Here is a 20,708-nt window from a genome sequence, read left to right as displayed (position 1 = left end):
GTCGCTCAGGCCGCTTTGCGAATGGCCCCGGCCAGGCGTTCGATCATCGCATCGATGTGCTCGCGTTCGACGATCAGGGCGGGTGACAGGGCAATGGTGTCGCCGCTGGCACGGGCCAGCAGACCATCGGCGAAGCACTGGCGGAAGATCTCGTAGGCGCGCTTGCCGACCCCATCGGGATGGGGCGCAAACTGGATGCCCGCCACCAGGCCCACCGTGCGGATGTCCAGCACGTTTGGCAGGTCCTGCAGGCTGAACAGGGCGTCCTGCCAGTAGCCTTCGATCTCGATCGCTTTCTGGAACAGATTCTCGCGCTGATAGATCTCCTGGGTCGCCAGGGCGGCGGCGCAGGCGACCGGGTGGCCGGAATAGGTGTAGCCGTGGAAGAACTCGATGGTGCTTTCCGGCCCCTGCATGAAAGCGTCGTGGATTCTCTCGTCGACGAACACCGCGCCCATGGGAATGGCGCCGTTGGTCAGCCCCTTGGCGCAGGTGAGGATGTCCGGCGTGACGCCCCAGCGCTGAGCGGCGAAGGCTTCGCCGACGCGGCCGAAGCCGGTGATCACCTCATCGAAGATCAGCAGGATGCCGTGCTTGCGGGTGATCTCGCGCAGGCGCTGGAGATAGCCCTTCGGCGGCAGGATCACCCCGGCCGAACCGGACATGGGCTCGACGATCACCGCGGCGATGTTTTCCGCGCCATGCAGCGTGACCAGCCGCTCGAGCTCCTCGGCTTTCTCTGCGCCATGTTCAGGCAGGCCGCGGCTGAACGCGTTGCGCGAAAGGTCGAGGGTATGGGGCAGGTGGTCGACACCCGGCAGCAGCGCGCCGAAAGCCTTGCGATTGTTTGCCATGCCGCCGACCGAGATGCCGCCGAAGCCCACGCCGTGGTAGGCCAGCTCGCGTCCGATCAGTCGGGTGCGACTGCCCTGGCCGATGGCCCGCTGATAGGCCAGCGCAATCTTCAGCGCGGTGTCGGCCGATTCCGATCCGGAGTTGGTGAAGAACACCCGGTTCAGGCCGGCGGGGCTGATGGCGGCGAGCTTTTCCGCCAGCTCGAAGGGCAGCGGGTGGCCCATCTGGAAGGTGGGCGCGAAGTCGAGCTGGGCGATCTGCCGGCTCACCGCCTCGGTGATCTCGCGCCGGCCGTGGCCGGCATTGCAACACCAGAGCCCGGCGGTGCCGTCGATCACCTGGCGGCCCTCCGTATCGGTGTAATACATGCCATCGGCGCGCTCGAGCAGCCGCGGGCTGCCCTTGAACTGGCGATTGGCGGTGAAAGGCATCCAGAAGTGTTCGGCTGAGGCGGCGCGCTGCGGATCGGTGGTCATGAGTGCTCCGGCACGGTGGCGGGTTCGGCGACTATGCTGTAGCGCGACTGCACCCGAGCGCCCAGCGGTTTCGGCGAGTCTATGTTTAATAAAACGAACAAAACAAGGCTGGCGCCGGCCGTTCGTAAAAAATATTGATAGGGCTGGCGTCGCTGGTTTAGGGTGCTTTTCTGACTATCCGACAGACACCGAGGACGCTCCATGACCACCCTGACTTACGCCGACTGGCAACAGCGTGCCCGCGACCTGCGCATCGAAGGCCGGGCCTTCATCCAGGGTGAATACACCGCGCCCAGCGCCGGCGCCAGCTTCGATTGCATCAGCCCGGTCGACGGGCGCGTGCTGGCGCAGGTGGCGAGCTGCGACGAGGCCGACGCCGACCGCGCGGTGATCAGCGCGCGCATGGCGTTCGAGTCCGGCGTCTGGTCACGCCTGGCCCCGGCCAAGCGCAAGGCGACCATGATCCGCTTCGCCAACCTTATCCAGGCCAACGCCGAGGAACTGGCTTTGCTGGAAACCCTGGACATGGGCAAGCCGATCAGCGATTCGCTGGGCATCGACATCCCCGGTTCGGCCAATGCGCTGCGTTGGGCCGGCGAGGCGATCGACAAGGTCTACGACGAAGTCGCACCCACGCCGCACGACCAGCTTGGCCTGGTCACCCGCGAGCCGGTGGGCGTGGTGGCGGCCATCGTGCCCTGGAATTTCCCGCTGATGATGGCCTGCTGGAAGCTCGGCCCGGCCCTGGCCACGGGCAATTCCGTGGTGCTCAAGCCGTCCGAAAAGTCGCCACTGACAGCCATTCGGGTGGCGCAACTGGCCATCGAGGCGGGCATCCCGCCGGGCGTGCTCAATGTGCTGCCGGGCTATGGCCATACCGTCGGCAAGGCGCTGGCGCTGCATATGGACGTCGATACCCTGGTGTTCACCGGCTCCACCCGCGTCGCCAAGCAGCTGATGATCTATGCCGGTGAGTCGAACATGAAGCGTGTCTGGCTGGAGGCTGGCGGCAAGAGCCCGAACATCGTCTTCGCCGACGCACCGGACCTGGAGGCGGCCGCCAGGTCCGCCGCCAGCGCCATTGCCTTCAACCAGGGCGAAGTCTGCACCGCGGGGTCGCGGCTGCTGGTCGAAAGCGCGATCAAGGAGCGCTTCCTGCCGATGGTGGTTGAGGCGCTGAAGACTTGGAAACCCGGTAATCCGCTGGACCCGGCAACCAATGTCGGCGCTCTGGTCGACACCCAGCAGCTCGACACCGTGCTCGGCTACATCGAGGCCGGCCGCAACGATGGTGCACAGGTGCTGATCGGCGGCCAACGGACGATGCAGGATACCGGCGGCCTGTACGTCGAACCGACCATCTTCGATGGCGTCAGCAATGCGATGAAGATCGCGCGCGAGGAGATCTTCGGCCCGGTGCTGTCGGTGATCACCTTCGATACCGCCGCCGAAGCCGTTGCCATCGCCAATGACACCCCCTATGGCCTCGCCGCCGCGGTGTGGACCGCCGACATCTCCAAGGCCCACCTGACGGCCAAGGCGCTGCGCGCCGGCAGCGTCTGGGTCAACCAGTACGACGGTGGCGACATGACCGCGCCCTTCGGCGGCTTCAAGCAGTCGGGTAACGGTCGCGACAAGTCGCTGCACGCGTTCGACAAGTACACCGAACTGAAGGCGACCTGGATCAAGCTCTGACGACATCCGTAGGGTGGATGTCGCTTTTCCCATCCACCTTGATGCTGGTGGACCGATGCAGCGTGATCCGCCCTACGGTTTTTCAGCGTTCAGCTAGCTTTGCCCCCACTGCCCGCTGCGGCGCATTGCGCCCCAGTGGTGCTTGCGTCGCGAGAACCACTGCCAGAGGCCGCGGCAACGCCAGAGGGTGTTGAGCTGGCGATAGCCGAAGTTCTCCAGCACGGCCATCAGGAACAGCCGAAGCATATCGCGGCGGCGTTCGTAGACGCGGAACGACATGGTTTCCAGCAGCAGTCCGTTGACCGATAGCAGGATGCCCATGCCGATGGCCACCAGCAGGAAGGCCGTCAGCGCCGCATAGGAGACCACGCCGAGCACGAAGCCGCCGATCATGAAGCCATAGCCGACCAGCTCGATCAGCGGGCCCAGCCATTCGAACAGGGCCATGAACGGCCAGGCCAGCCAACCCGGCGTACCGCCGCGCAGGCTGAAGGCCAGGCGCGCGTGACGGCCGAGGCTTTCGGCGAGGCCGCGCTGCCAGCGGCTGCGCTGGCGCCCCAGGGTGCCCAGGTCCTCGGGACATTCGGTCCAGCAGATGGGGTCTGGCAGGTAGCGGATACGGTAGGGAATTCGCCGTTCACGGTGATAGCGGTGCAACCGCACCACCAACTCCATGTCCTCGCCGACGGTGTCGGTCCGGTAACCGCCGACGGCCATGACCCGCTCACGGTCGAACAGGCCGAAGGCGCCGGAGATGATCAGGACGGCGTTCATCGGCGACCAACCCAGGCGGCCGAAAAGAAAGGCGCGCAGGTATTCGACAATCTGAAAGCGCGCCAGCCAGTTGCGCGGCAGCCCGGCGCGGATGAGAAAGCCGCCGCGCACCTCCGAGCCGTTGGCGATGCGCACGGTACCGCCGGCGGCAATGGTGCGTTCGTCCTCGAGAAAGGGCTGCACCACCCGCAGCAGGCTGTCGCGCTGCAGGATGGAGTCGGCGTCCACACCGCAGAACAGCCCGTGACGTGCCGCGTTGATGCCGGCGTTGAGCGCATCGGCCTTGCCGCCATTGGCCTTGTCGATCACCCGCAGGTTGGCGTAGCGCCGTGAACGGTAGATCGCCAGCACCGGCTGGTGCTGCACGGCCTGGCGCAGCGGCTCGGGGTGCGGCACCAGTTCGAATTCATCGATCAGCACGGCGAGGGTGTCGTCCTTGGAGCCGTCATTGATGACCACCACTTCGAATTCGGGATACTGCAGCTGCAGCATCGAGCGCACCGAGGTGCGGATCGTCGCCTGCTCGTTGTAGGCAGGCATGAGCACCGAGACGGGCGGCTCGACACCGAGGTAGGGCGCTATTTCGCCCGTCTCCGCGCGCTGACGGATGTAGCCCATCAGGCTCACCATCGACAGCATGTTGAGCAGCAGGTACATGCCGTTGAGCAAGAAGAAGTAGAGGATGAAGCCCAGTTGCAGCCACCACAGCCAATCGATCGTCACCGCCGGACCTCCGCGATCGCGCGGCGCAGGGCGTCCTGGCCATAGCGATCCTCGACCTGCAGCAACAGCTCCTGCAAGCGTTCGGAGGTAACGCCGGGAAGCCGGGCCAGGCTGTCCGCCGCGGCCTGGCGAACCCACCAGCTGGTGTCGGCGAGCAGGGGCAGGAAGACCGCGCTGTCCTCGCTGCGCGCCTGCTTGTCGAGCGCTTGCAGGGCGGCCAGCCGGACGTTGGGGTGCGCGTGCTGCATGGCGCGTAGCAGGCGGCCGCGGTCACGCGGGTCGGCCAGCTCGCAGAGGCAGCGCAGGGCTACCTGCAGCTGCTCCGGTGCAGCGTCCTCTTCCAGGCGCGCCCGCGCCCAGGGCGCCGCGTGCCGCGGGTCGCCATGAATCAGCAATGGTATGAGCCGTTCACGCCGCGGGTCCTCGGAGCCCGTCAGTGCGATCAGCAGCGGCAGGGTCACCGCCTGCTCGCCGGCCAGCTGACAGAGGTTGGCCAGGCGCGGCAGGGCCCAGTCCGGTCGGGTCACCGCGGCGGGCAGGATGAGCTGCATGGCGCGTGCGGCGTCCATGGCGATCAGCGTCTGCGCCGCGGCGAGCGAGACGGTCAGGTTGCGGTTCATCAGGAGGGGTTGCACGGCATCCCAGTGCGCGGGGTCGGCAAGGTTGCGCAGGCAGGTGAGGCCGATCAGCTTGCTGCGTACTCGGCCGCGCAGCAGGGTCAATGCCTGGCGGTCCATGCCGAGGGCGGTCAGCGCGCGATTCATGCGGTCGCGGGCGGCGCCACGCAGCTGCAACTGGGTGCGGTTCCATTGCAGCAGAAACCACAGCTGGCGACCGCGGGGCAATGGCGGCAAGGGATCAGGCAGCGTGTCGCCCAGACTGCAGAGCGCGAAAAACGGACGCCACTGGTCATTGAACTGCTGGCGGCGTGCGGCGCGGCGCCGGGACACTTCGCCCAGCAGCATCACCTGCACCATCACCAGCATGGTCAGCGCACCCAGGCCCAGCGCACAGTAGAGCGCCAGTTGCAGGATGCCGTCTTGCGGCCAGATCGACAGCCAGGCCTGGACCGGCGCTTCGCAGAGCCAGGACGGACACTGGACGATCAGGTCAAAACGCATGCCGCAGACCGAGCTGCAGCCAGCGCCGCGTGTAGTAATCGCCCTGCTCGTGGTGGCCGAGCTCCCAAGTCAGCGCCCAGCGGCTGTCCAGCCAGTGACGCCCCTGCAGGCTGACGGCGCGGACGTCGCTGGTGATCAGGCGCTGCTCCTCGACCGCTTCCTCTTCACCGGCGGTCAGCCTGAGCCCGGCATAGCTCAGGCCGTCGTAGAAATAGTCCAATGCCAGGTCATGGCCGATCGGGGTGCCGGCATTGGCGACATCGGTGATGTTCAGCGTGTAGCCGGCACGCCAGGCCCCCCAGTAGCGCTCGGCCGCCAGCGCGAGTCGATCGACTCGGGTGGTTTCGTATTCGGTACGCCTGACACTGGCCGCGCCGAGAAAGCCCGCCGGCAACCGCCGTTGCAGGCGCAGGTCCGCATGCCATTCGGGCAGGAAGTAGGGCGAGGGTTGATAGCCAACCTCGGGCTGCAGGGTCCAGTTCTCGTCCAGCGGGATGACTGCGCCCGCTTCGACGCCCTCGTCCCACTCGCCGAAGCGTTGCTCACGTAGCAGGGCGCCGTACCAGCCGAGGCCTTCGGGCTGCGTCGAGGTGTAGTCCAGGCGCTGGCTGCGCCAGTCGTCGAAGCCATTGTCGAGCCAGTCCTGACGAGCCGAGATTTCCAGTTCGTGACGGCGCTGCGCAGGCGCGGAGGCGATGGGCGCGGTTGCGGTGACCGGCGAGGTCAGCGCGGCGCGGGCCTGCTGGATCACCTGCTGGACCTCGGCGTAGTCCGGTGCGATTGTGGCGGCGCGCTCCAGCGGCTGCAGCGCCGCCTGCGGCCGCCCCGCCCAGAGCAGCGCCTGGCCCTGGCCGAGCAGGTAGTCGGCATTCTCGGGCTCGTCGCGCAGCAGGCGGTCATACAGCGGCAACGCCTGTTCGGGCTGGCCCTGCCAGGCGTGGACACGCGCCAGCAGGAAAAGCGCCTCGCTGTCCGCGGGTTGCTCGGCCAGGTGCGTGCGCAGCGTGGCCTCGGCCGCGTCCAGCTGTCCCGCCTCGACCTGTTGCCGCGCTGTGGCGACATCAGCCAGGGTCGGTGTTGCGAGCAGGGCTGCGGAGGCGGCCAGGGCGAGCGCCAGGCAATGTGACCTCATCGCGGCCTCCTCAGCAGACGGCGGATGCGTGCCAGCAGCTCCTCGGGTTGGAACGGCTTGGTCACGTAGTCATCGGCGCCCAGTTCCAGCGCCCGCACGATGTCCACTTCGCGCGCCTTGGCGGTCAGCATCAGCACCGGCACGCTTTCCCAGCCCGGTTGCGCGCGCAGGCGTTCGATCAGCTCGAGCCCGTCGTGGTAGGGCAGCATGATGTCCATCAGCGTGAGGTCGGGCGGCGAGGCGCTGGCCAGCTTCTCCAGTGCCTGGCGCCCGTCGGCGGCATGCTCGACGCTGAAACCGTGGCGCTCGAGCATGAAGCGGATGAGGAAGGCGATGTCCTCCTCGTCCTCCACCATCAGGATGCGCGGGTGGCTGGAATCGCTCATGCATTGACCTCTTCGGAATCCCGGGACTGGCCGGGCGGCCAGTGATTGAGCAGTTGCTGGATCAGCATGGCCAGCTCGGCACCGTCGTGTCGCGATTTGACCAGTTGGCGCAGGGCCAGGCGGCTGTCGTGCACGGGCGAGTCCATAGCCGAGAAGATGATGACCGGCGGCGGCGGGAGTGCCTGGGCCAGCTGGTCGAACAATTCGCTGCCATCGCCGTCAGGCAACATCAGGTCGATGATCGCCAGGTCGAACGGCTGCTGCTCGATCAGACGGCGCGCTTCGGCCAGGGTGCCCGCGCCCTGCAGGTCGACCTCCAGCGGCTCGACCAGACGGGCGAGCAGCACGCGCAGATCCTCGTCGTCCTCGACGTGCAGGATGCGCGGTCGCCCGCCGTTGCTCGTGAGGCAGGCGCGCACCACGTCCATCACCCGCGAGGGGTCGATCGGCTTGTGCAACCAGTCGATCACGCCCACCGCGCCGCCCCGCAGCACGCCATCGTCATTGTCACGGCGTTGCGGCTGCAGGCTGACGATGAGGACCGGCAGGTGACGGTAGGCGCTCTGGCTGCGCAGGTTCTGCAGAAAGGCGATGCTGTCTTCGTCGCTCAGGGCGGGGCTCAGCGTCAGGGCCTGGACGCTGAACTCGGCGAGCAGCTCGCGCGCCTTCACCGCGGTGTCGGCAGTGACGGTCGCGTAACCGTGTTCTTGCAGCGCGCTGGCCAATTGCTCGGCAGCCTGGGCGTCCGGCTCCAGCACCAGGATGCGCGCCTGTGGCCCAGCGGATCCACGCCCCGGCAGCGGAGGGCTCATCGTCGTGACCGCCGGCTGCGCGGGGGCCAGCTCCAGCGGCAGGCGCAGCCAGAAGCGCGTGCCCTGGCCCTCCTGCGAGTCGAAGCCGATGCGGCCGTGCATCTGCTGCACCAGCGAGCGGGTAATCGCCAGGCCCAGCCCGGTACCGCCGCGCTTGCGGGCATCGGAGGAGTCGGCCTGGGCGAAGCGCTCGAATATCCGCCCGCGGAAATTTTCCGGAATACCCTGGCCCTGGTCCTGGACGCCCACCTCCAAAGTGTTGCCGTCGCGGCGCAGATCGATGCTGACCACGCCCCCGGACGGCGAATGCTTGATGGCATTGGACAAGAGGTTGGCCAGCACCTGGGCGAAACGATCCGGGTCGAGGTTCACCTCGGTGGGCACCGGACCATCCGGCAGAAGCAGCGTCAGGCTGACGCCATATTCGTCGCCGTAGGGCTTGAGATCCGCCAGCGCCTGTTCGATCAGTGCCTGCACATCGCAGCGGGTGAAGTGGAAGGGCAAGCGGCCGGCCTCGAGCTTCTCGATGTCGAGAATGTCGTTGATCAGGCGTACCAGGCGCTCGCTGTTCTTGTGCGCGATGTCGAGTAGCGGACGGGCGCCTGCGTCGATGTCCCCGGCAACGCCGCCGACCAGCATGCCAAGGGCACCGCGGATGGCGGTCAGCGGCGTGCGCAGCTCATGGCTGACCGTCGAGATGAACTCGGTCTTCATCTGTTCGATGCGCCGCCGCAGGGAGATGTCGACCGCCACGGTAACCACGTGACAGCTGCCATTGGAGAGCGTCAGGGGGCGCTTGACCACCTGCAGCCAGCGTTCGTGGCCTTGCGTGTCGGTCACGCTGACTTCGGTGATGCGCAGTTCGCCGCTGCCGCCGAGCAGGTCCGCTTCGCCCTGTAACAGCGGCAGGACCAGGTGAGCCTGGGCGATTTCCTCGCTGCGACGCCCTTCGATGGCTTCCGGCTGGCAGCCCAGCAGTTCGGCGAACGCGCTGTTGCAAAGCAGAAAGCGGCCCTGGTCGTCGCGCACGAAAATCTGGTTTTCATCGGTGTCGACGACCCGCCGCAGAAAGACTTTCTGGTCCTCGAGGATATCCCGGGCGCGCTGCAGTTCGGTGATGTCGCGGGCGATCGCCAGGTGGTCGCCCAGCCCGGTAGGTGCGAGGCGCACCTCGAAGGTTCGCTGGCCATCGATCTCGCACCAGGTGGTCTGGCGCAGCTCGAGTGAGTGGTCGGCCTGGTCCAGCAGATTGACCAGCAGGGGCTCGATCGCGGCGGGGGCCGGTGCGCGCGTGCCGTTCGTTGCGGACAGTGCGGTCACCCGGCGCTTGCGATCGAGTGCATAGAGGTCGTCGGGAATCGCCTGCAGCAAGGCCCCGAGCCGGGCTTCTCCGGCCTGCGCCTTGACCGCCAGCGCCTGGCGGATGCGCAGGTTGCGGCGGATCGCCCATATCGCGGCGAGGAACAGCGCGGCGACCAGCAGGGCACCGATCACGGCGAGCTGGCGGCTGCGGTCGAGCGTATCGGCGACGGCCCGGTTGGCGGCGGCCAGCCGCTGGCGCTCGCGCTGTTCCACGGCGTTCAGCAACACGCGCAGGCGGTCCATGATCTGCTTGCCGCCGGCGCGTTGCAGCCGCTCGGCCGCCGCTTGCAGGCCCAGCTCCCGGCGCGCCTGGATGTTCGCGTCAGCGATCACCAGGCGTTCGGCGATGTTGCGGTCGAGCTGTTCGAACCAGCGCTGATCGGGGAAGTCGCGTTGCGCGACGAGGGGTTCGAGGCTGCGACGGTGCGCCTCGATCTGCTCGAGCCCGATCTCGTAGGGATCCAGGTAGCTCGGCTCGCCCGTCAGCACGAACCCGCGCGAACCGGTTTCGATGTCCTGCAGGGAGGACAGGATGGCCTGGGCCGCGGTGATGATCTCCAGGCTCTGGCTGACCGACTGGTTGGTCCGTAGCACGGCGTCCTGAGTGCGCTTGCCCTGCCAGCCAAGCGCGACGAGCACGAGGAACGCACCTAGAAACGCAAGCGAATGCCAACTTATCGCAAGTCTTGCGGGCAAAACCAGACTCCTTCAGCGGGACAGGCGTGTCGCATTGGAGCACAGGCGTTCACGGGCTCCAAACGGCAGGCTAGAGCCGGCGATACGCACGCCGGTCGTGGTCAGTGTAGTTGGAGTCGCGGCAGAGGGAAGCGGTTCGCTGGCCGATCGGTCAGCCGTGCCGGGCGATGCGCACCTGGTTGCGGCCGTTGTGCTTGGCGTCGTAGAGCGCCTGGTCGGCCTGCTCCAGCATCGCCCCCGGGGCGGCGTTGCCGTCGGTTTCGCTGATGCCTGCACTGAGCGAGACGCTGAAGGTTCGCGTGCCGGCGTGGAAGTTCAGCGCGGCGAACCGCAGGCGGATTTCGTCGAAGATCCGCCTGGCCTGCTCGGCGGTACAGTCTGGCAGGACGGCGACGAACTCCTCGCCGCCGTAGCGGCCGAGGCTGTCGATGCGTCGCAGTCGCTGGCGCAGCAGGTTGGCGAGCGAGCGGATCACGTTGTCGCCGGCCGCGTGACCGTATTGGTCGTTGACCCGCTTGAAGTGGTCGAGGTCGATCATCACCACGCTGGTCGGCTTGCCGTTGCGTTGCGCACGCTGGACCTCGAGTGCGACCTGTTCCTTGATGTCGGCGTGCTTGAGCAGTCCGGTCAGGCTGTCGCGGGCCAGCGCATTGCTCAGCGAACGTGCCCGCTTGGCGTGGGAGAAGACCGCGGCGATCAGCGCGTTGTCGCTGATCGGCTTGGTGATGAAGTCGTCGCCGGCCTTGAGCAGCGCGGCCATCTGCCGATTGATGTCGGTCTCGGCGGACAGGTAGATGATGGTCACGCGCAGCCATTCGGCGTGCAGGCGGATCATCTGCGCCAGCTCCGGGCCCGAGCAGCCGGGCATGTTCACGTCCAGCAGAAGCACTTCCGGGTTGAAGCTGTGCAGCGTCTCGAACAGCTCGCTGGGGTCGCTGAGGATTTCCACCAGCATCTGCGAATTGCGCAGCACCAGGCTGTAGCGGGCGGCCAGGTCGGCGTCGTCGTCGATGATCAGGATGCGGTAGGGCTCGTTGAGCTGCAGGTTGAGGCTGTGTTCGAGGCTGTTTTCCAGCTGGGTGATGTCCACCGGCCGGGTGAAGTAGCCCTGGGCACCGGCGCGCACGGCGGCGAGCTGGTTATCGAAGTCGAGGTGCTCACTGATCACCATCAGCGGAACGGGCGCAGGCAGGGATTGCTGCAGCTCGGTAAGGGTCTGCAGCTCGCCGTCGTACTGGCTGACGATCAGCGCGTCCGGCCGTTGCACCGCCGTGGCGGCCTGCAGGGCGCCGGTCTGGGTGAACATCAGCACCTCGTAACCGAAGTTCGCCAGGGCCTGGCACATCTGCTCGCCAGCGTCGCGGTCCGCCTCGAGCAGGTAGACGCGGCAGCCGGCAGGGCGTGACGCCTCCGGGTCCGGGCTCGCCACCGGCGTGTTGGCCGGGGCGTCGAGGGCTTGCGTCACCCACTGTTCGATCGCCTGGGTGAACTCGCGCAGGGCTTGGGCGCCGGGTTTGGCCGCATCCAGCCAGCGGTCGGCGCGCTGTTCCAGCTGCCGCGCCTGTTGACCCAGCGCGGCGAAGCCGAAGGTCCCGGCGGCGCCGGCGAGGCGGTGCAGGCGTTCGCGGATATCCACTACCTGGGCCCGACGCTGTTCATGTTCAGGGGTCTGTTGCAATCGCTCGGCGAGGGCGGCCAGTTCCGGCAGCTCCTGTTGCAGGCGCTCGGCGAATCGGTCGGTCAGCGCTTGCAGCTGGCTGAGCAGCGTGTCATCGCCGTTACTCATGTTCGCGTTCCCATATCTCGTTCAGCTGTGTCGCCAGTTGCAGGGGATCGAAAGGTTTTTGCAGGAGCTTGCGCACGCCCAGGTGTCGCAGTTCGTTCAGCTCGGCCGGGTGCTGCTGGCCGGTCAGCAGCACGACGGGGATGCGTTGCAGGTCGATGCGGCTGGACAGCTGGCGCAGCAGCTCCAGGCCATCCATCTCCGGCAGCATCATGTCGAGCAGGATCAGGTCCGGGGCGAAGGCGGCGGCCTGCTCCAGCGCCTGCTGGGCCGAGGCGCAACTGAGGACCTGGAAGCCACCGAGCTTTTCCAGCGCGATGCGCGTTACCACCTGGATGGAGGGCACGTCCTCGACATGCAGGATGCGCTTGAGCGGCTTCATGCTGGCGCTGCCTCGACAGGCGCGCATGGTAGCTCGAACCAGAAGCAGGCGCCGGCGCCCGGGGACGAGTCGAAGCCGATGCGGCCGTCCATGTGTTCGATCAGCTCCTTGCTGATGGCCAGGCCGAGCCCCGTGCCGCCCTGCTGGCGCGTGTCGGACGAGTCGGCCTGGGCGAACTTGCTGAAGATGCGCTCGCGGAAGGCCTCGCTGATGCCGGGGCCCTTGTCCCTGACGCTGACCCGCACGTGGCCGTCGCCGCGGGCTTCGGCCCAGAGTTCGATGGTTTCGCCGGTCGGCGAGAACTTGGCAGCGTTGGACAGCAGGTTGCTCAGCACCTGCTGCAGGCGCATGGTGTCGACCTTGATCATCACCTCGGGACAGTCGCCGAGCAGCAGGCTGACCTGATAGCTGTCGGCGTAGCCCTGGTTGCTGCGCACCGCCTGCTCGAGCAGCGGGCGCAGCGGTTGCTCTTCCAGTTCGAAGCGCATCTTGCCGGCGTAGAGCTTGTCGATGTCGAGCAGGTCGTCGATCAGCGCGCTGAGCCGCTTGCTGTTCTGGTGCGCGATGTCGAGCAGCTCTTCCAGCTCGGCGGGTATCTCGCCCATGACGCCGCCACAGATGAGTCCGAGCGAGGCGGTGATCGAGGTCAACGGCGTGCGCAGCTCGTGGCTGACCGTGGAGACGAAATCACGCTGCATGATCTCGATCTGCTTGCGCTCGGTGATGTCGTGCAGGACCACCACGGCGCCGCTCTGCTGGCCGTTGGAGGCATACATCGGGTCGGCATTGGCCAGGACGTGGCGCACCGTACCGTTGGTGACGATCGCCATTTCCGCGTTGCGGATCCGCTCGCCGCGCAGGGCCCGCATCAAGGGCACCTCGTCGACCGTCATGGGTGTCTCGCCATCGGCATGGAACAGCCGGTAATACTCCGGCCATTGCGCGGGAGGAATGGTGTGCGCATCCAGCCCGTGCCAGACACGGGCGGCGCGGTTGAACAGGGTCAGGTTGCCTTCGGCATCGCAGGCCACCACGGCCTCGGACAGCGCTTCGAGCAGGCGGCGGTTCATCTCCTGCTGCTTGTCCAGTTCGAACTGCGCGGCCTTGCGTTCGCTGACGTCGGTGACCAGGCCGTGCCAGAGCACCGAGCCGTCGGCCTGGCGCAAGGGCGTGGCGCGCGCCTCGACCCAGATCAGCCCCTTGCGCGGATGCTCGATGCGATGCTCAAGATGCCAGGGCGTGAGGGTGGTCGCTGCCTGACGGATGCTCTGCAGCACGCGCTGGCGGTCATCGGGGTGAATCTTGTTGTAGATCGGCCCGATGCTCGGGTCCATGTCGGCGGCGCTGACGCCGTAGATCTCCTCCACACCTTCGCTGACGTAGGGAAACGAGCTGTTGCCGTCCGGTCGCCAGCAGAACTGGAAGAGCATGCCCGGTACCTGAGCGGCAATCTGCTGCAGGCGCAGTTGCAGGTGTTCCTGGTGCGCCAGGTCGTAGGCGCTGACGACGTAGCCGCGCAGCAGTTCGCGCTCGTCGTGGATGGCCGACACGTTCAGCAGCACCGGCACGTTACCGCCGTTGCGGTGCAACAACCGCCATTCGCGCATCTCGCGGCGGCCTTCGATGAGGGGCGCGGTGAGCACGCCGAAGCCGGGCTCGACGGTTTCGCCCAGCTCGTTGCTGAGGATCTTCGCGCGGCGAGCCAGCGCATCGGGCGGGAACAGCTTGTCGGTCAAGGACTGACCGACGAGCATCGACTCGGGGTAGCCGAACAGCCGCTCGGCAGTGGGGTTGGCGCCGGAGATCCGCCCGTCGGCCGAGGTGACCAGCATGGCGCTCGCTGCGCTGTTGAGCAGCGCCTGCTGCATGGCGGCCTGCTCGGCGTAACGGTGCGACTGCAGGCGTTCTTCGAACAGGCGCATGATCTGCCGGCTGAGACGGGCCAGCGCGTCGCGCTGCTTGGCGCTGAGGCGGCGCGGCTTGCGGTCGATGACGCAGAGAGTGCCCAGGTTGTAGCCGTCTGGCGTGGTCAGCGGGGCGCCGGCGTAGAAGCGGACGTTGGGCGCCGCCGTGACCAGCGGATTGTCGCTGAAGCGGGGGTCCCGCGATGCGTCGGCTACCTCGAAGATGCCCTGGCCTTCGATGGTGTGCGTGCAGAAGGAAATGTCCCGCGGGGTTTCGTTCACGTCCAGGCCCAGGCGGCTCTTGAACCATTGCCGGTGATCGTCGAGCAGCGAGATGAGTGCGATGGGGGTCTGGCAGATGTGCGAGGCGAGCTGGGTGAAATCGTCGAAGGCCGATTCGTCAGGCGTGTCGAGGATTTCGTAGCGCAACAGCGCGGCGAGCCGGGACAGTTCGCGGGGCGGCGACGGTACGCTTGGCGGCATCGCGTTGAATTTCATCTGGCTACCCTGCCTCGCTTGAAGTGGAGCGCCGTCGGTCAGGCGCGACTGTCTTCCCAGATGGCGCGGATCTGCCCGGCCAGGCGCATGGGGTCGAACGGCTTGATGATCACGTCGCGCGCGCCGAGCTTGCGCAGATGGTCGATCTCGCTGGGCTGCACCTTGGCGGTCATGAAGGCCACCGGGACCTGGCTCAGGTCGATGCGCTCGCTCAGCCGGGCCAGCGTTTCGGGCCCCCCCATGCCGGGCATCATCACGTCCAGCAGGATGAAATGCGGGGCGAACCGTTCGACTTCCTCCAGGGCTTGCAGGCCGGAGGCACAGGAGAGCACTTCGTAGCCGCCGATCGCTTCCAAGGCCACTTTCGCCACGGCCTGGATGGACGGGTCGTCCTCGACGTGCAATATCCGTTTCAGTTCGGCCATGCGGTGTCTCCGTCGTTCAGTGCGCAGCGGACAGGCTGCGAGCAGTTTGCCATCTCCGCCGCGCGTTGACGCCGTCCGAGAAAAAATAGTCCTTATTCGGGCGGCGTGGCGGGCAGTTCGAACCAGAAGCAGGCACCCTGACCCTCGTCGGAATCGAAGCCGATCTGCCCGTGCATGCGCTCGATCAGCTCCTTGCTGATGGCCAGGCCCAGCCCGGTACCGCCCTTCTGTCGGGTATCGGACGAGTCGGCCTGGGAGAACTTTTCGAAGATCCGCGAGCGAAATGCCTGCGGTATGCCCGGCCCTCGGTCGCGAACCGCCACGCGGACCCGGTCGCCGCGTCGGCTGCTGCTCAGGGTTACGACTGCCCCGGCCGGCGAGAATTTCGCCGCGTTGGACAGCAGGTTGGCCAGCACCTGTTGCAGGCGGTGGCCATCGACACGCACATCGACGGCGACGTGCTCAGCCAGCTCGAAACGCACGTCGTGCCTGTCGGCATAGGCCTGGTTGGCGCGCAGTGCGTCCTCGAGCAATGGCTGCAGCGGCTGCTGCTCGAGGGTGAAGCTCATCTTGCCGGCGATCAGCTTTTCCATGTCGAGCAGGTCGTCGATCAGCAGGCCCAGGCGCTGGGCGTTCTGCTGCGCGATCGCCAGCATCTGCGCGGCGGTCGGCGGTACTTCACCGACCGCGCCGCCGTTGACCAGCCCCAGCGCGCCGGTGATCGACGTCAGAGGCGTGCGCAACTCATGGCTGACGATGGAGACGAATTCGCTCTTCATCTGCTCGATGCGCTTGCGCTCGGTGATGTCGCGCACCAGCCCGATGAACTTGCGCTCGCCGCGGTGATGGATTTCCGACACACGCAATTCGATGAGGAACAGCTCGCCGTTGCGACGCAGCGCCTGCAGTTCGCGGGTCTGCTCCAGCGCGCGGCCCTCGCCGCGTCGCTCGTAGGCACCGAGATAGCCGTCATGGGCGGCGCGGTGCGGCTCGGGCATCAGCATCGACAGGTTGTGCCCAAGGACCTCCTGCTCGCGATAGCCGAAGGTGCGCTCGGCGGCATGGTTGAAGGTTTCGATCAGGCCGTGCCCGTTGATGATGATGATCGCGTCGGCGACGTTGGCGATGAGCAGCCGCACATAGCGTTCGCGCTCATGGGCCTCGCGCTCGGCAAGGGTGCGGGCGGTGACGTCCCAGATGAAGCCGTCGTACCACTGCAACCGGCCCTGGGTGTCACGCAGGGCGCGGCTGATTTCCTGCACCCAGAGCGTTTCGCCACGCGCGTTGATCAGGCGGTAGCTGCGCTCGAGCTGATCCTGGCCGTTGCGCTGCAGGGTCTGGCGGTCCTCGGGATGAATCAGGCTGTTGTAGTCGCGGCTACCCGGCGCGAGAAAGTCGCTCGCCGGGTAGCCGGTCAACCGCTCGATGCCGTCGCTCAGATAGCGCAGCGAGCGCTCGGGGTCGACTCCACGCCGGTACACCGCGCCAGGCAGGTTGCTGACCATGCTGCGGAAGCGGCTCTCGCTCTCGGTCAGCGCCAGCGTGGTGTTCATCAGCGGGGTGATGTCGGCGACGAAGCCATGCCAGAGCGTCGAACCGTCGCGCAGGCGCTCGGCCGTCGCGTGGACCTCGACCCAGATCAGCCCCTTGTCGCGGTGGTTGATGCGATAGCGTGTCGTGGCGGCGCCCTGATCGGCGGCCGAGCGCTCCATCGCGTCGCGCAAGCCGGGGCGATCCGGCTCGTATACCGCCGAAAAAGCCAGCGAGGCGTTTTCGATCAGCTGCTCGGGTTCGATGCCGTAGAGCGCGCGCGAGCCGGCGCTGGCATAGAGGAAGCTGTAGCGGCCTTCGGCGGTGCGGCGCAGCTGGTAGACCATGCCGGGCAACAGGCTGGCGATCTTCTGGCCACGCTCGAACAAGCGTTTGCGCTTGCGCTCCTGCTTTAGCGAGCTGAGGCGATGGGCGCGCTGCACGACGCCGCGCCGATGCAGCACCACGGCGAGGGTCAGCAACAGGGCTTCGGTGATCAGCCAGGCCAGGGTCCACTTGAGCAGCATCCGCCGTTCGCCGCGCCGGTGCTCGTCCAGCGCTTCGGTTGTATCGCGCCAGGCCAGTGCAACGGCCATCGGCAAACGGCTCGGGTCGTCCTTCGCGCGGACATCGTGCAGCGGCACCTGGTTGAGCAGGAAGCTCCGCCCAGCGGCCTCGAGCAGGCGCAGGGCCTGACCCGACGCCGGTGCGGGCAGGCTCCGTTGCTGCGCCCAGTGCAGGATCTGCGGTGCTGAATGCGCATCGAGCAGCCAGCCGTCGAGGCCGTCCAGCTGGATACCGACCGGCGAGTTCCAGAAGACTTCCTCCAGCTCCTGGCGGTTGACCAGCAGGCCGAGCCCGGCGTTGAGTTCACTGCCCAGCTCGTCGAGCGACGGCAGGATGCCGAAGCCCACCTCGAGCGCACCGATCACCTGGCTGTCCAGGCTGCTGCTGGCGCGGATCGGCACAATGGCCCGGTTGCCGGCGCTGTGCTGGCCGATGTCCAGGCCCGAGACCACATGCCCCTGGGTCAGGGCCCGATAGAGCATGGGCCGCCGGTCGGCGACCGCATCGCCAAAGGCGTCCATGTCGTTCATGCGCACCAGGGCGATGCCGGCCTTGCCCCAGTAGACCTGCAATTGCAGGGCGCCCTGGGCCTTCATGGTCGTCCAGGTCGGTGTCAGCGAGCTGATCAGCTGCGCGCGGATGCGGCCCAGCCGGGGGCCGTCCCATTCGGCGCCGGCGTTGACCGCGCGGTCTGCCTGGCGGATCAGCCGCAGGGTCTGCGGGCTGGCGCTGAGCGCCGTGGCCAGCACCCGCGCGCGCTGCTCCAGCCCCTGCTGCGCGCTGCGCAGCGCCAGCGCCTGCAATTCGCCCTGCTGTTCGATCTGCAGGTTCCACAGCACCTCGCGGGCACGGTGGTCGTTGATCGCCAGCCCGCCGAACAGGAGCGCCAGCAAGAGGCTGCCAAGCCCCAGTATCCAGCGCGGATCGGTAGGGCGGCGAATGTTCTTCATCGGGACGGTACACCGTACAACGCTTGCATGGGGCTTGGACTCTCGGTGCCGCCTGCAGGGTTCCGCGGCAGAGACGGCAGGTTAGTGGCCAGGTGCCATATGCGCAAACCCGACCGTGCCTCCCTGTATCGGCGGGCGGGATGGTTCTGTCAGACCCTGAAACGAAAAAAGAGCGCAGAACGACGGACGGCGGCGTATATAGGCAGGGAGCGGAGAATAATGGCAGCCGGCCTGCCCTCTGCGGGTCCGCGACACCTTACAACGCGAGGCAGCACCCTTTTATGTGGTATTCCGGTTTTCTCGGCCTTTCCGCCTGGCAGGTGGTTGTGGCCACCTTGCTCCTGACCCACGTCACCATCGTGGCGGTGACGGTCTACCTGCACCGGTATTCGGCGCATCGCTCGCTCGAGCTGAATGCCGGGCTCAAGCACTTCTTCCGCTTCTGGCTGTGGCTGACCACCGCCATGAACACCCGTGAGTGGACCGCCATCCACCGCAAGCATCACGCCAAATGCGAAACCGAGGAGGACCCTCACAGCCCGGTTCAGAAAGGCCTCGGCACCGTTCTGCGGCGCGGCGCGGAGCTCTACATGGAAGAAGCGAAGAACGAGGACACCCTGCGCATCTACGGCAAGAACTGCCCGGACGACTGGATCGAGCGCAACCTCTATACGCGCTTTCCCAATCTGGGCATCGTCCTGATGCTGGCGATCGACCTCGCCCTGTTCGGCGTCGTTGGTCTGACCGTCTGGGCGGTGCAGATGATCTGGATTCCGTTCTGGGCTGCCGGTGTGGTCAACGGATTGGGCCATGCGGTGGGCTACCGCAACTTCGAGTGCCGCGACGCGGCGACCAACCTGGTGCCTTGGGGCATCCTGATCGGCGGCGAAGAACTGCACAACAACCACCACACCTACCCGAACTCGGCCAAGCTCTCGGTGCGCAAGTGGGAATTCGACATGGGCTGGGCCTGGATCAAGCTGTTCAGCCTGTTCGGCCTGGCCAAGGTGAACCGTACGGCGCCGATCGCTCACCGCGTCAGTGCCAAGCACCAGCTCGACATGGACAGCGCCATGGCGATCCTCAACAACCGTTTCCAGATCATGGCGCAGTACCGCAAGCTGGTCATCGGCCCGCTGGTACGCCTGGAGCTCGAGCGCGCCGACACCTCCGTGCGCCATCACCTGCGCCGTGCCAAGCGCCTGCTGGCCCGTGAACCGAGCCTGCTGCACGACGAGCAGCAGGCGCGCATCGCGGTGATCCTCGAGCAGAGCCAGTCGCTCAAGGTGATCTACGAACAACGCCTGGCGCTGCAGCAGATCTGGACCCGCACCAGCGCCAACGGCCATGAAATGCTCAATGCCATCAAACAATGGGTGCAGGAAGCCGAGGCGAGTGGCATCCAGTCGCTTCGCGAGTTCGCCGAGCATCTGCGGACCTACTCGCTGATGCCGGCCGTCGCCCGCTGACGACCTCTGATCGGCGCGATCGCTGAGGGTCGCGCCGGCCGGAACTTTAGGTAGGCGGCACTCTCTCAACTGCATTCTTTTGTCAGCGACAGCTGCGCCGGCACGCCGCCGGTAGCTGGCGCCTTTCTGGAACGCAGGTATGAATCTGTTGAAGCAGCGCAGCGAAACCGGCCAGGGCATCGTCCCCCCCACCGAGGCTCAGACCCTTCTGGCGCTGATGCACGCGCGCGCCGAGGTCGAGCGACTGAGCGAGCGCGAGCACCTGTTCAGTACACTCATGGGAGCGGTCAATGCGGTGCTCTGGGCCTTCGACTGGAAGGCCCAGCAGATGATCTATGTCAGCCCCGCCTACGAGCAGATTTTCGGCCGTTCCGCTGCCCTGCTGCTGGCCGATTTCGGCGAATGGCGCAACAGCGTCTACCCCGACGACGTCGAATATGCCCAGCAGACCATGCTCGACGTGCTCGAAAAGGGCGCCGTCGAGGAGCGCGAGTACCGCATCATTCGGGCTGACGGGCAGTTGCGCTGGCTGAGTGACAAGTGTTTCGTGGCGCGCCGCGCCGACTCCGAACACGGCCCCATCATCGTCGGCATCGCCGAGGACATCACCGAAAAGAAACAGCTCGAAGGTGAACTCCAGCGTTTGGCCACCATCGACGTGCTGACCCAGAGCAGCAACCGCCGGCACTTCTTCGAATGCGCCCAGCGCGAGTTCGACCTGGCTCGCCAGTACGCCTCACCGATGGCGTTTCTGTTGCTCGACATCGATGATTTCAAGCGCATCAACGACACCCATGGTCACCAGATGGGCGATCAGGTGCTGCAGCGGGTCGCCCAGTGTGGTTCCTCGGTGCTGCGCCGAGGCGACCTGTTCGGGCGCATCGGGGGCGAGGAGTTCGCGCTGCTGTTGCCCGGTTGCCAGCCGGATCTGGCCGAGCAGATCGCCGAGCGCTTGCAGCGGGAGATTCAGCGGCTGGTCTTCACCAGCGCTGACGGCCAGCGTTTCGGCGTGACCGCGAGCCTCGGGGTGACCTACCTGCGGGCCAGCGACACGGACCTCAGCGCCCTGTTCGCGCGCGCCGACGCGGCCATGTACAGCGCCAAGCGCCTGGGCAAGAACCAGGTGATCGTCGGCTGATTCCCCTCATGATCCGCTGATCGCCGCCGC

Annotated in this window: 14 protein-coding genes; 3 read left to right on the top strand and 11 right to left on the bottom strand. The window is 66.7% G+C overall.

Annotated features, from left to right (window positions below):
• Positions 1–5: 5 nt before the first annotated feature.
• A complete protein-coding gene (gene aptA, locus MST27_RS02665) occupies positions 6–1,331 on the bottom strand; it encodes an omega-aminotransferase AptA (protein ID WP_243604453.1) in 1,326 nt (441 codons plus the stop codon).
• A 201-nt stretch (positions 1,332–1,532) separates the two neighbouring features.
• Here aptA and MST27_RS02660 point away from each other — a divergent pair, with 201 nt between their 5' ends.
• Positions 1,533–3,026, top strand: coding sequence for an aldehyde dehydrogenase (locus MST27_RS02660; protein ID WP_243604452.1), 1,494 nt, complete (start codon positions 1,533–1,535; stop codon positions 3,024–3,026).
• A gap of 93 nt (positions 3,027–3,119) precedes the next feature.
• Here MST27_RS02660 and MST27_RS02655 read toward each other — a convergent pair whose 3' ends face one another.
• From MST27_RS02655 to MST27_RS02610, 10 genes are all read right to left on the bottom strand, one after another.
• A complete protein-coding gene (locus MST27_RS02655; protein WP_243604451.1) occupies positions 3,120–4,523 on the bottom strand; it encodes a glycosyltransferase family 2 protein in 1,404 nt (467 codons plus the stop codon).
• Positions 4,520–5,644 carry a HEAT repeat domain-containing protein gene (locus MST27_RS02650; RefSeq protein WP_243604450.1) on the bottom strand — a complete coding sequence of 375 codons (1,125 nt, stop codon included), beginning with the start codon at positions 5,642–5,644 and terminating at the stop codon, positions 4,520–4,522. Before MST27_RS02650 ends, MST27_RS02655 begins: the two co-directional genes overlap by 4 nt.
• Positions 5,634–6,776, bottom strand: a complete 1,143-nt coding sequence (locus tag MST27_RS02645) for a YaiO family outer membrane beta-barrel protein (RefSeq protein WP_243604449.1) — start codon at positions 6,774–6,776, stop codon at positions 5,634–5,636. The genes MST27_RS02650 and MST27_RS02645 overlap by 11 nt, the downstream gene beginning before the upstream one ends.
• On the bottom strand, positions 6,773–7,162 hold the full coding sequence (locus MST27_RS02640; protein ID WP_243604448.1) for a response regulator transcription factor: 390 nt from the start codon (positions 7,160–7,162) through the stop codon (positions 6,773–6,775). The genes MST27_RS02645 and MST27_RS02640 overlap by 4 nt, the downstream gene beginning before the upstream one ends.
• On the bottom strand, positions 7,159–9,975 hold the full coding sequence (locus tag MST27_RS02635) for a CHASE3 domain-containing protein (protein WP_243604447.1): 2,817 nt from the start codon (positions 9,973–9,975) through the stop codon (positions 7,159–7,161). The genes MST27_RS02640 and MST27_RS02635 overlap by 4 nt, the downstream gene beginning before the upstream one ends.
• A 208-nt stretch (positions 9,976–10,183) precedes the next feature.
• Positions 10,184–11,818 (bottom strand): diguanylate cyclase, encoded by a 1,635-nt coding sequence (locus tag MST27_RS02630; protein ID WP_243604446.1) that lies wholly within the window; start codon positions 11,816–11,818, stop codon positions 10,184–10,186.
• A complete protein-coding gene (locus MST27_RS02625; RefSeq protein WP_243604445.1) occupies positions 11,811–12,197 on the bottom strand; it encodes a response regulator in 387 nt (128 codons plus the stop codon). Before MST27_RS02625 ends, MST27_RS02630 begins: the two co-directional genes overlap by 8 nt.
• On the bottom strand, positions 12,194–14,599 hold the full coding sequence (locus MST27_RS02620) for a PAS domain S-box protein (protein ID WP_420864208.1): 2,406 nt from the start codon (positions 14,597–14,599) through the stop codon (positions 12,194–12,196). The genes MST27_RS02625 and MST27_RS02620 overlap by 4 nt, the downstream gene beginning before the upstream one ends.
• A 38-nt stretch (positions 14,600–14,637) precedes the next feature.
• Positions 14,638–15,024, bottom strand: a complete 387-nt coding sequence (locus MST27_RS02615; RefSeq protein WP_243604444.1) for a response regulator — start codon at positions 15,022–15,024, stop codon at positions 14,638–14,640.
• A 92-nt stretch (positions 15,025–15,116) separates the two neighbouring features.
• On the bottom strand, positions 15,117–18,071 hold the full coding sequence (locus MST27_RS02610; RefSeq protein WP_243604443.1) for a PAS domain-containing sensor histidine kinase: 2,955 nt from the start codon (positions 18,069–18,071) through the stop codon (positions 15,117–15,119).
• A 281-nt stretch (positions 18,072–18,352) separates the two neighbouring features.
• Here MST27_RS02610 and desA point away from each other — a divergent pair, with 281 nt between their 5' ends.
• Positions 18,353–19,540 carry a delta-9 fatty acid desaturase DesA gene (desA, locus tag MST27_RS02605; protein WP_243604442.1) on the top strand — a complete coding sequence of 396 codons (1,188 nt, stop codon included), beginning with the start codon at positions 18,353–18,355 and terminating at the stop codon, positions 19,538–19,540.
• Positions 19,541–19,679: 139 nt separating this feature from the next.
• Positions 19,680–20,678, top strand: coding sequence for a GGDEF domain-containing protein (locus tag MST27_RS02600; protein WP_243604441.1), 999 nt, complete (start codon positions 19,680–19,682; stop codon positions 20,676–20,678).
• Positions 20,679–20,708 lie beyond the last annotated feature (30 nt).

It is taken from the genome of Stutzerimonas marianensis (genome assembly GCF_022810315.1).
Classification (GTDB): domain Bacteria; phylum Pseudomonadota; class Gammaproteobacteria; order Pseudomonadales; family Pseudomonadaceae; genus Stutzerimonas; species Stutzerimonas marianensis.
This window is presented reverse-complemented; position numbering and strand designations above follow the sequence as displayed.